An 11,618-nucleotide genomic window follows, 5' to 3' on the forward strand; every position below is an offset into this window, starting at 1 on the left:
CCTTCCTCATCTCGGCGTCCACAATGGTCCAGGCTCCCCGGAATTCCGGCCGGTCGATTAGCCGCTCACATCGCAAAGTGATCGACTACCATGGCGGAGTTAGGTAAGCCTTACTTCGGGGGACTTCGTTGCGGCTGTACCTCGCCACCCTCAATCCCACCGATTCGGTTGTTTCTGGGTTCCTGCCTGCGGCGGACTCACTCGGATGGGAGGTCACCGTCCTGACCGACCGGCCCGAGCGTTATCCGGGGCGGGAGACGATCGGGACGGACGTGCGGGACACCCGGGCGGTGATCGACACCATCGCCCGGCACCACCCGCCGGACGTGGTCTTCAGCAACTCCGACCATATCCAGGCGGAAATCGCCCTGGCCGCATCCTATTTCGGCCTGCCAGGTAAGGACTGGCGGGCGTGCCTGACCGCCAAGAACAAGTCGCTGACCCGCCGGACGCTCGCCCTGGCAGGAGTCGAGTCCGTCCGCTCGGTACGGCTCCCGCCCGGCGACCCGCCCCCCACCGACTGGCACGGCCCGGTGGTGATCAAGCCCAGGGAGGGCGTGGCCAGCGAGGACGTGCTCCTGGCCAGGAACGCCAGGGAACTGTGGACCACCGTGACGGCGGTCAAGGCGCGGCGTCCCGGCGAGACCCTGGTCGCGGAGGAGTACCTGGAGGGGCCGCTGCTGACCCTGGAGACGATCGGGGACGGGCGGGAGATCCGGGTTCTGGGCGGCTTCCGCACGACTCTGGGGCCGCTGCCGCACTTCGTGGAGGAACGCCTGGACTGGGCCGGGCCGGACGTGCCCGGCCGGGACCACGTGCTGGCCGCGCTGAAGGCGGTCGGGGCCGGCTTCGGCGCCTGCCACACCGAGTACGTGCTGACCCCGGACGGCCCCCGGATCATCGAGATCAACTACCGGGTCATCGGCGACAACTGCGACTTCCTCCTGGCCGACCTGCTGGGCGTCCCGCTGTTCCAGTGGATCCTCCGCCTGCACGCCGGCGAACCAATAGCCGACATATACGAAATATCGGAAATATCGGAGGGGCTGCGCGGGCACGGCGCGGCCGTCAGTCTGCTCGCCGAGCGGACGGGGACGGTCACCGCGGCGCCGCCCGCGCAGGAACTGGCGATGGGTGCGGCACAGGTCTGGCACAACCCCGTCCGGGCGTTGGGCGACTACGTGCGGCTCACCCACACCAACCGCGACTACCTGGGCCTGCTCCGGGTGATCGCGCCCGATCCGGCGGCCGTCGACGACGCCGTACGCCGGTTCTGTGAGGAGCAACCATGGGTGATCTCGTGATCTCGCTGCGCCGCCGGTCCCGGGCCCGGCGGGTGGTGCGGGCGGTCCCGGAGCGGGAGGCGTACCTGGCGGGGCGGGTGCTGAACGCGCTGCTGCGGGAGGACTACGGCGGGCTGGCGGCGCGGGTCACCCGGGACAAGGCGGGGGTGGCGCTGGCGCTGGCCTCCGGGCGCAAGGTGCGCCTCACTTCGGGCGGTTTCGCCGGGCTCTTCCAGGACTTCGTGGTGACGCCCGGGGAGGATCTGGGGCTCGACGAGGTGCTGGAGACGCTGGCCGAGGTGGCCGAGCCCGCCGACGCGACGGGCGTGGCCGCGTTCGCCGAGGAGTGCCGGGAGACGCTGCTCGCCCTCGACCTGTACGACCGCCGGCAGCGACCCCTCGAGATCGATCGCACCACGATCGGCTACGAGGCGCTGGCGGCCTGCGTGGACCACCCGATCTATCCGACCGCCCGGTGCCGGTCGGGCCTGGATTCGGAGGAGTTGCTGGCGTACGCGCCGGAGTTCTCGCCGGAGTTCGAGCTGCGCTGGGCGGCCGTGCCCAGGGACGACGTCGTCGCGCGCGGGTTCGGGGAGTTCTGGCCGTCCTTCGCCGACGTCGGCCTGCCGGAGCTGGGCACGCATGTGCTGTTCCCGGTGCATCCGCTGACGGTGGCCAGCCTGCCGGGCGTGATCGTGGGGCCCCGGCCGTACCTGCGGGTGCGGCCGACGCTGTCGATGCGGACGGTGGAGGTGGACGCGCGTACGCACCTGAAGCTGCCGCTGGCGACCAGCACGCTGGGCGCCCGCAACCGCAGGTCGATCCGGCCCGGCACGCTGCGGGACGGCGCCGAGGCCGAGCGGCTGCTGCGGGGGGTGCTCGACCGGGAGCCCGGCCTGCGGGTGCTGCTGGCCGGCGAGCAGACCTACGGGCACGCGGGCGAGGAGTACCTGGCCTGGATGATCCGCCGCCTACCGGCCGGGGAGATCGTCTCGGTGGCCGCCCTGGCCGCGCCCGGCGTGTTACCCGACCTCGCCGCCCGCCACTACGGCGGCGACCTGGCCGCCCTTCTGCGCGACTACCTGACCTGCCTGTTCACCTGGAACGTCACCCTGTTCGTTCGGTACGGCATCGCCCTCGAAGCCCACCAGCAGAACCTCGCCCTGGTCTTCGGCGACGGCCCGATGCGCCTGCTGGTCAAGGACAACGACGGCCTGCTGGCGGCGCGGGACCGGCTGGCCGCCACCGGCCTGGACGTTCCGGCCTTCGGGGACCAGCGCATGCTGACCGACGACCCGCACGCGCTCGCCGACGTGTTCGTCACGATCACCCTGCACCTGGCCGCCGCCGCCATAACGGTCGGCGCGCTCGGCACGGCGGACCTGGTGCGCGCCACCCTTGCCGAAGCCCTGGACGCGTTCGGCGACGACCCCACGGCCCGCCTGCTGCGGGCCAGGACCCTGGACGCCGCCAGGCTGGTCGGCAAATCCATGGTCACGGCGGGCACCCTCGTGGACAAGAGCCGCACCGGCGCCCGGGACATCAACAAGTTCTACGGAACCAGTGGCCCCAACTACCTCACGCTTAGGAGCGGCTGATCCATGGACCGCCTGGTCATCGACGCCCCCGCGACGCCGCAGGAAGACGATCCCGCGGCGGACGTCGCGGAGCGGGCCACCGTCGCCGCGCTGCTGAGGTGCTGCGTGCGGGAGGTGGCGGGACCGCGCGGACATGTCTGGCCGTCGGACGAGCACCTGCTGCTGGAGCTGGGCGGCAGCTGGGTGCGGGCCAGGTCGGGCGGCGGGATCGCGCTGCGGCTGGGCCCGGCCGAGCGGCTGCGCGACGGCGTCTGGGAGCCGCTGACGTCGGCGGCGCTGGTCGAGCTGGTCACGGCCGAACTGGGCGGGGACAATCCGGAGTTCGCCGCGCAGGTGGCCTCCAGCAGGTCGGTGCTGGAGGCTCTGGCGTCGGCCCGGGAGCAGGCCGCGCCCTCGCCGGACCCGTGGCTCGCCTCCGAGCAGTCGCTGCTGCTCGGGCACGCCTTCCACCCCACGCCGAAGGCGCGGACGGCCGCCAGGGGCGACTGGCTGAGCTACGCGCCGGAGGCGTACGCGCGGTTTCCGCTGCGGCTGCTGGGGGTCCGGCGCGACGTGCTGGTCGAGGAGGGCGACGCGAGCGCGCTGGACCGGCTGGGCACGGCCCCCGACGGGTACGCGCCGCTGCCCGTGCACCCGTGGCAGTTCGAGCTGCTGGATCCGCCGCTGGACGGACGCCTGATCGACCTCGGCCACACCGCCGCGCTCGCCACCCCCACCTCCTCGGTCCGTACGGTCTACGAGCCGGACCTGGACAAATGCCTGAAGTTCAGCCTGGACGTGCGCATCACCAACTGCGTACGGAAGAACGCCTGGTACGAGCTGGCCGGCTCGGTGGAGCTGTCCCGGCGGCTGGCCCCCGTCTTCGACGACCTGGCGGAGACGTTCCCGGGCACGCGGTGGCTGCCGGAGCCCGGCTACCGGTCGGCCGACCTCGGCCTGCCGCTGCTGGAAGGGCTCGGGGTGCTGGTGCGGTGCAGCCCGTGGGGGCGTTCGGGCAGCGGGGTGACGCCGGTGCTGGCGGGGGCGCTGGCCGTACGGGATCTGCGCCGGGCCGATCCGATGGCGTGGTGGGTGGCGTACGTGGAGCGGGTGGCGCTGCCGGTGCTCGACGCGTACGTCCGGCACGGGGTGGTGCTGGAGCCGCACCTGCAGAACGTGCTGGTGGGGCTGGACGGCGACGGCATGCCGGTGGAGGCGATCTTCCGGGACCTGGAGGGCACGAAGCTGGTCGGGCACGACCTGTCGGGGCTGGCTCCCGAGGTGGCGGCGGCACTGACGTACGACGCGGAACGGGGCTGGAACCGGGTCGTCTACTGCCTGTTCGTGAACCACCTGGCCGAGATCGCGGCGACCCTGGAGGGCGCGTGCGCGCTGCGCGAGCTGTGGGCCGCCGCCGCCGACATCCTCGCCTCCTACGCCGACACCCGCGGCTGGCCGCAGCCCCTGGTCAACCTGCTGGCCGGGATTCCGCTGCCGGCCAAGGCCAACCTGACCGTGCGCTGGTCCCGCGCCGCCGACCGGCACGCGACCTACGTGCCGGTCGCGAACCCGCTGGCGAGGCTCGCATGACGCTGCTCGGGGTGGCGGAACGGCTCGGCGACGTCCCGGCCTACGTATACGACCTGGCGGGACTGGACGCCCACGCGGCGGCGATCCGGGACGCGCTCCCGGGAATCGAGATCTACTACGCGGTGAAGGCGAATCCGGATCCGCGCCTGCTGCGGGTGATCGCGCCGCATGTGGACGGCTTCGAGGTGTCGTCCGGCGGCGAGTTCGCGCACGTGCGGTCGCTGCTGCCGGATTCCAGGATCGCCTTCGGCGGGCCGGGCAAGACCGACGCCGACCTGACGCTGACCCCGCACCGCCTGCACGTGGAGAGCCCCAACGAGCTGCGCCGCCTGCTGACACGCGAGCATCCCGTGGACGTGCTGCTCCGCGCCAACCTGGACGTGCCCGTGGCCGGGGCCGCGCTCGCCATGGGCGGCGGCGCGACACCGTTCGGCATGGACCCGGCCGGCATCCGGGAATGCCTGGAACTCGTCGGCGGCCCGGTCCGCCTCCGCGGCCTGCACGCCCACCTGGCCAGCGGCCTGGACGCGCCCGACCTGCTCAAGCTGGCCACGGCCGTGATCGCGTACGCCCGGGAGATCGGCGCCGCCGAGATCAACCTGGGCGGCGGCATGGCCGTCGACTACCAGGATCCGGACCACCGCTTCGACTGGGCCGCGTACGGCCGGGGCCTGGCCGGAACGCCGGAGACGCTGCGGATCGAACCCGGGCGCGCGATGACCGCCTACTGCGGCTGGTACCTCACCAAAGTCCTCGACCTCAAACGCGTACACGGGGAACTCTTCGCGATCCTCACCGGCGGCACCCACCACCTGCGCACACCGGTCACCAAGGGACACAACCAGCCGTTCACCGTGTTCGGCTCATCCGGCGCTTCGGAGCCCGTCACCCTGGTGGGCCAGCTGTGCACCCCCAAGGACGTCTTCGCCCGGCAGGTCCCGGCCGCGCTGGCGGTGGGCGACGTCGTGGCGTTCGAGATGGCCGGGGCGTACGCGTGGAACATCTCCCACCACGACTTCCTCATGCACCCGAAACCGGAGTTCCACTACGTCTCGGGAATCTCGTAGATCAGGGCGGTGAGGTCCTCGGACTCCATCAGGTCCACCGGGCGCACGGTCTGGTTGGCCCGGACGTAGTGGAAGGCGGCGCTCACCTTCGCCAGCGGGGTGTTCGAGAGCTGCGCCCACGCCAGCCGGTACGCGGCGAGCTGGATCGCCGCCGTCCTCGCCGCCCCGCCGCGCGGGCGTTCACCGGTCTTCCAGTCGACCACGACATACCCGTCCCGCTCCCGGAACACGGCGTCCATGCGGCCCCGGACCAGCCGGTCGGCGATCACCGTCTCGAACGGGACCTCCAGATCGACCGGGGTGAGGGCGGCCCAGCGGCTCTGCTCGAACTTGGCGCGCAGCTCGGTCAGGCGCAGGTCGGCCTCGGAGATCGCGTCGGCCGCGCCGGGCAGCTCGAACTCGTCGATCAGGCGCTGCTGGCCCCAGCGGGACTCCAGCCAGCGGTGGAACGAGGTGCCCCGGCGGGTCAGCGGCGTGGGCTTGCGCGGCAGCGGACGCCGGACCTGCCTGGCGAAACCCGACGGATCCTGGGCGAGCGTCACCAGAGACGACACCGACAGCCGGACCGGCAGCTCGACCACCCCGGACTCGCGGCGGCGGTCCCGCTCGCGCAGCAGCAGTTCGGTGTCCCGGGACCAGGAGCGCATGCGCTCGCGCTCCCACTCCTTCACCTCGCCCTCGCCCTCCTCCGACAGGCCGTCCATGGCCGCCGCCACCATGGCCGCGCCCTCCTTGATCGAGTCCTGGACCACGACCTGCGGCCAGACGGCCTCCGGCGGCTCGGCCAGCAGCGGGTTCTCGTCGACCTCCCCCTCGGTCCAGCGGGGTACGGCACTCGCGTACTCCCTGACCTCCTCAAGGAACGCGGACGGCTCCAGCGGCTTGGACGAACTGCCCCAGCGGTAACCGGAGGCGATCAGCAGGTAGTGCGCCCGGGTCACGCCCACGTAGGCCAGCCGCCGCTCCTCGCGCAGGTCGCGTTCCCTGCACTGCTCGTCGAAGTCGGCCAGGGCCTCCTTGTCCAGGCCGGTCAGCTCGGGCAGGTCCGCGCTGTCGCCGCGCAGCCCGTACGGGAGTTTGCGGGGGTTCTCGGTCCAGCGGGAGTTGGTCACCGGGGTGGCGGGGAAGATGCTGCCCTTGGCCAGGCCGCCGCGCTGGGTGGTCAGCTGGGACAGGCCGGGCACCACCACGACCGGCCACTCCAGGCCCTTCGCGGCGTGCACGGTCATCAGCTTGACGCTGTTGGTCTCGCCGACGCGGCCCTGCTCCAGGCCGAACTCCTCGCTCTCCGCCGCCTTGATGTAGGCGAGGAACGCGCCCAGGGTGGGGTCCTCCGCGTCGCCGGCGAAACGGGCGGCCGCGTCCTGGAAGGCGTCCAGGTCGGCGCGGGCGGCCAGCGGGCTGCCGCCCCGGCTGGCCACCTCCACGTCCAGGGCGAGCCGGCGTTCCACCTCGCCGATCAGGTCGGGCAGCGGCTGCGCGGCGTGCGAGCGCAGCAGGCGCAGCTCCAGGGCCAGCGCGGGCAGGCGCTCCCGGGCACGCTCGGAGAATCGGGCCCGCCACTCCTCCTGGTCGGGCAGCTCGTCGAGCGCGTCGATCAGGCTGCCCCGCTCGGCCTCCAGGTCGGCGACGACCTGCTCCAGCGGGTCCTGGTTCGGCCGGTACGCGGCGTCGCGGTTGAGATCCCTGGCCAGCTCGCCCAGGACCTTCAGGTCGGCCGGGCCGATCCGCCAGCGGGGTCCCGCCAGCAGCCGGACGAGCGCGTCGCCGGCGCTCGGGTCGTACATGACGCGGAGCGTGGCCACGATGTCGGCGACCTCCGGCACGGTGAGCAGACCGCCCAGGCCCACCACCTCCACCGGAATGTCACGCGCTTCCAGCGCTCGCCGGATCGCGGGGAACTGCGAACGTTTGCGCGCCAGAATCGCCACGTCCTGCGGCTGTACGGCATACGGGCCGCCGTACAGGCTGGATTTGGCCTTCGCGCGTTCGCCCTCCCCCCACGGGAGGCCGTCGGGCGCGGTCTCCTGGCCGAGCGTGCCGGCGATGCCGTCGGCGATCCAGGCGGCCTCGTCCTCGGCGGTCTCGTGGAAGGCGCAGATCACCCGGCCCCGGTCGGCGCGGTTCTCGCCCGGGACCAGGACGGGCACCTCGGCCGCCTCCCGGCGCAGGTCGGCCTGGACCCGGGCGGCCACGTCCAGGATGCGCTCGCCGTTGCGGAAACTGACCGAGAGCTGCCGGACGGGGGCCGACTCGCCCCGCGTGGTACGGAAATCCTCGGGGAAACGGGTCAGATTGCCGGCGGAGGCGCCACGCCAGCCGTAGATGGACTGGCAGGGGTCGCCGACCGCCGTAACCGGGTGGCCGCCGCCGAACAGGGCGCGCAGCAGCACCAGCTGGGCGTGGCTGGTGTCCTGGTACTCGTCCAGGAGCACGATCGTGAACCGCTCCCGCTCCAGCTGCCCCACTTCGGGATGGTTCGCCGCGATCCGCGCGGCCAGCGCCATCTGGTCGCCGTAGTCGATGACCTCCCGGTTCCGCTTCACCCGCTGGTACGCCTGGACCAGCGGAAGCAGCTGCTCCCGGATGACCTGCACCTTCACGGGCTTCTGCTGCGGGAGGGTGATCCGGCCGGGGAGGGCGGCCAGGCGTTCCTTCAGCCAGTCGCCGGTGGCGTACACGTCGTCGACGCCGCGCAGGTGCTCGGAGAGCTCCCCGGCCAGTTCGAGCACGGCGGCCGTCACGCTGGCCGGGCCCAGGTCGATGTGGTCCATCGGGCCGTCGTACTGGCCGACCACGCGGGAGGCCAGCTGCCAGGCCACTGCGGGTGTGACCAGGCGCATCGTGGGTTCCATCGCCTCGCGCAGGGCGTGGTCGGTGACCAGGCGGGCCGCGTACGCGTGATAGGTCGAGACCGTGGGCTCGCTCTCCAGGTCGGCGATCAGGCCCGCCGAGACCAGGCCGGTCAGGCGTTTGCGCACCCGTTCCGCCAGTTCGCCCGCCGCCTTGCGGGTGAAGGTGAGGCCCAGGATCTGCTCCGGCCTGGCGTACCCGTTGGCGACCAGCCAGACCACGCGGCCGGCCATGGTCTCGCTCTTGCCGGAGCCCGCGCCGGCGATGACCACCATCGGCTCCCGGTCGGCCTCGATCACCGTGGCCTGCTCGGGGGTCGGCGGCAGCACGCCGAGCTTGGCGGCCAGCTCGTCGGGGGTCAGCACACCTGGCCTCCGCTGTCGTTGACCGGGCAGGAGATCTTGGCGGCGCAGGTACGGCAGCCGTCGTTGACCTTGGCCACGAAGAGCTGGGAGGACATGCCGGCGGCCACCGTGGTGACCAGGTCCTCAGCCCAGCCGGGCTCGGCGTCGTCGCTGAGCGCGCCCTGCCGCTGCTCCTTGGCGTCCTTGCCGGCCGCCTTGCCCAGCTGCACGAGAGCGGCGCCGCCGGGTTCCACCAGGCCGTGGCGTTTGAACGCGCCCAGCAGGGTGGCGAGCTGGTAGACGCCGAGCTGGGGATGGCGGTTGAGCTCGTCGTCCTTGGGTTTGCTGGACCCGGTCTTGATGTCGATGATCACGGCGCGGCCCTCGCCGTCGCGTTCGACGCGGTCCACGCGGCCCTTGATGATGACGTTCTCGGAGACGACGGCCGTGAACGCCTCCTCCGGGGCGATGAGCTCGCGGGGATTCTCGGCGTGCCAGCGGAGGAAACGTTCGACCATCTGCTCGGCGACGTGGCGCTGCTTGCGGTTGAACCAGAGGCCGCCGAAGTCGAGTTCGTGCCAGATGTCGTCCAGGCGGCTGTTGAGGGCGTCGACGGGGTTGTCCTCGGCGGCGAGGACGGCGATGGCGTGGATGATCGTGCCTAGGCTCTGGGAGACGCTGGCGCTGCCCGCGCCGACGGCCGTCTCCAGGACCCAGCGGAGGCTGCATTTCGTGAAGTTCTCGACGGCCGACGGGGAGATGCTGACGATGTCGTCGGGCCAGGCCAGGGGGCGGTCGTCGGAGAGTTCGGTCAGGGCGTACCAGGTCTTGGGGTCGGCGCCGGGGATGTTCGCCTCGGCCAGGCGGGCCAGGTGGCGGGCGGCGGCGCGGCGGAGGGGTTCCGGGCGGGAGGGGTCGCAGACGGTGGCGCGGAGGTCGGCGACCAGGGCGGGCATGCTCAGCCAGCGGGCGCGGTCGTCCACGGTGGCTGTTTCGAGTTCGCCGGGCATGAGTTCGGAGAGGAACCTGGAGGGGCGTTCCTCGGCGTCCTCGCCGCCGACGGCGGTGACGACCAGTTTTCGTCTCGCTCGGGTGGCGGCTACGTAGAAGAGGCGGCGTTCTTCGGAGAGCATCTTGCTGCCCAGGGCGGCTTTCACGGCGTCCGTGCCGTCCAGGGGGGAGCCGTCGGAGACTTCTACGAGTGTTTCCGTGCCGAGGAGGGAACCGCGGAGGCGCAGGTCGGGCCAGACGCCTTCCTGTACGCCGGCGACGACTACGACATCCCATTCGAGGCCCTTGGAGCGGTGGGCGGTGAGGATGCGGACCGCTTCGCCGTCGGGGGCCTGTGCCGCCAGGGAGGTGGCGGGGATTTCCTGGGCCACCAGGTCGTCCAGGAAGACTTCTATGCCGGCTTTGGGGAGGCGGTCGACGAATTTCGCGGCGTAGTCGAAGAGGGAGACGACGCCGTCGAGGTCGCGGTCGGCTTGGGCGCCTCGGGGGCCGCCGGCGAGGCTGGTCGAGGTCCATCTGTCGGAGAGCCCGGAGGCTTGCCAGACGTCCCAGAGGACTTCTTCGGCTGTCTGTGATTTGCGGGCGGCTTCGCGGGCCACCTTCAGGAGTTTGGCGACGCGTTCGGCGGGGGCGGCGACGTGGGGTTCCAGGAGTGCCAGTTCGCGCTCGTCCCGCAGTGCGGCGATCAGCATCTCATCCGAGGACCGCATTCCGAAGGGAAGCATCGGCTGCCGTGCTTCTTCGTCGTCCGCTTCGGTCGTGGCGGGCTGAGCGGGCTCCTCTTCTGTCGGGGCGGGGCGGGCCGACTCCTTTTCCGTGGTGGCGGACCGGGCGGGTTCCGGGGATGGGTCGCCCACGATGACGGGGTCGCCCTGGGCTGCGGCGGCTAACGCCTCGTTCTCGGCGACTCGGAGGGCGCGGCGGAGCCGTCGTACACCGATCATGTCGGTGGCCCCCACGGGACCCGTCAGCAACTCCTCCGCTGTGGCGACATCAAGAGCCGATGGTCGTACGGCCGCCCGGAGCAACGTCACCAACGGACGAACCCCCGGCTCCTGGATCAGCGGAACCTCGTCCCCCGCGACCACCACCGGAACACCGACTGTCAGCAACGCCCTGCGCAGAACCGGCACCTGACGCGTGGCGCTCCGCACCAACACCGCCATCCGGGACCACGGCACTCCGTCAAGCAGATGAGCCCGACGCAACACGTCCGCCACCACCGCGGCCTCCTGGCTCTCACTGTCCGCCAGGATGACCCGAACACTCCCCTCCTCCCCTTCTTCCGCAGCCACCAGATCCCGATGCCCACCCCGCTTCGTCACGCCTCGTCCAGTGGCTCTCCCCACCCACCCACCCTTTGTCTCCCCCCGGGGCTCCGCCCCGCCCCCCGACGGCCATCCCTTGGGCTCCGCCCGTCCCCCGCCCGGCCGCACCCCAGCCTCCGTCGCTCCCCTGGCACGCTGCACCCCGGACTTTGCCCCTCCTCCGGCTTGACGCATCCCGGGATCCACCCCGTTTTCCGCACGATGCCCCCGGGACTCAGCTCCATCCTCGGCACTATGTCCCCAGGGCTCCGCCCCTCCCGTTGACGTGGCCGACTGCGGCGCGCGCCGCCAGCCGTCACCGGCACGATGTCCCCAAGGCTCCGCCCCTTGCCCGGCATATGTCCCGGATTCGGCGCCGTGCTCCGCACGATGCCCCTGGGACTGCGCTTCGGTTCCCCTGCCACGGACCTGCGGGCCCTGCCCCGGCCTCGTGCCATAACCCTGGGACGGCGAGTCGGTCCACGGATCGCGGCCCTGCCACCCAATTCCCATGCGGTCCTGAAACCCCGTTCCACCCCGCGCGTCGCGACCTGGTTCGACTGCCATGCGGTCCGACCCCGGTCCA

The 11,618-nt window shown here is 72.0% G+C and carries 5 protein-coding genes and 1 pseudogene; 4 read left to right on the top strand and 2 right to left on the bottom strand.

Going from position 1 to position 11,618, the window contains the following annotated elements; translation table 11 throughout:
* The first annotated feature begins 128 nt into the window (after positions 1-128).
* The 4 genes from Aph01nite_RS33035 to Aph01nite_RS33050 are packed head-to-tail and all read left to right on the top strand — an operon-like array spanning position 129 to position 5,517.
* Positions 129-1,304 (top strand): ATP-grasp domain-containing protein, encoded by a 1,176-nt coding sequence (locus Aph01nite_RS33035; RefSeq protein ID WP_204044964.1) that lies wholly within the window; start codon positions 129-131, stop codon positions 1,302-1,304.
* Positions 1,289-2,881 carry an IucA/IucC family protein gene (locus tag Aph01nite_RS33040; protein ID WP_204044965.1) on the top strand — a complete coding sequence of 531 codons (1,593 nt, stop codon included), beginning with the start codon at positions 1,289-1,291 and terminating at the stop codon, positions 2,879-2,881. The genes Aph01nite_RS33035 and Aph01nite_RS33040 overlap by 16 nt, the downstream gene beginning before the upstream one ends.
* A gap of 3 nt (positions 2,882-2,884) precedes the next feature.
* On the top strand, positions 2,885-4,450 hold the full coding sequence (locus Aph01nite_RS33045) for an IucA/IucC family protein (protein WP_204044966.1): 1,566 nt from the start codon (positions 2,885-2,887) through the stop codon (positions 4,448-4,450).
* Complete coding sequence (locus tag Aph01nite_RS33050) at positions 4,447-5,517, top strand: type III PLP-dependent enzyme domain-containing protein (RefSeq protein WP_204044967.1); 1,071 nt, start codon at positions 4,447-4,449, stop codon at positions 5,515-5,517. The genes Aph01nite_RS33045 and Aph01nite_RS33050 overlap by 4 nt, the downstream gene beginning before the upstream one ends.
* Here the strand turns inward: Aph01nite_RS33050 and Aph01nite_RS33055 are convergent.
* The gene (locus Aph01nite_RS33055; RefSeq protein WP_204044968.1) at positions 5,496-8,735 is read right to left on the bottom strand and encodes an ATP-dependent helicase; all 3,240 of its coding nucleotides are present in this window, start codon (positions 8,733-8,735) and stop codon (positions 5,496-5,498) included. The two genes, Aph01nite_RS33050 and Aph01nite_RS33055, sit on opposite strands and share 22 nt — an antisense overlap.
* Positions 8,729-11,050 (bottom strand): annotated as a pseudogene (locus Aph01nite_RS33060) (PD-(D/E)XK nuclease family protein); the annotation flags it as partial. The pseudogene Aph01nite_RS33060 and the gene Aph01nite_RS33055, both read right to left, overlap by 7 nt.
* Between the last annotated feature and the right edge of the window lie 568 nt (positions 11,051-11,618).

Source organism: Acrocarpospora phusangensis (genome assembly GCF_016862995.1).
Lineage (GTDB): Bacteria > Actinomycetota > Actinomycetes > Streptosporangiales > Streptosporangiaceae > Acrocarpospora > Acrocarpospora phusangensis.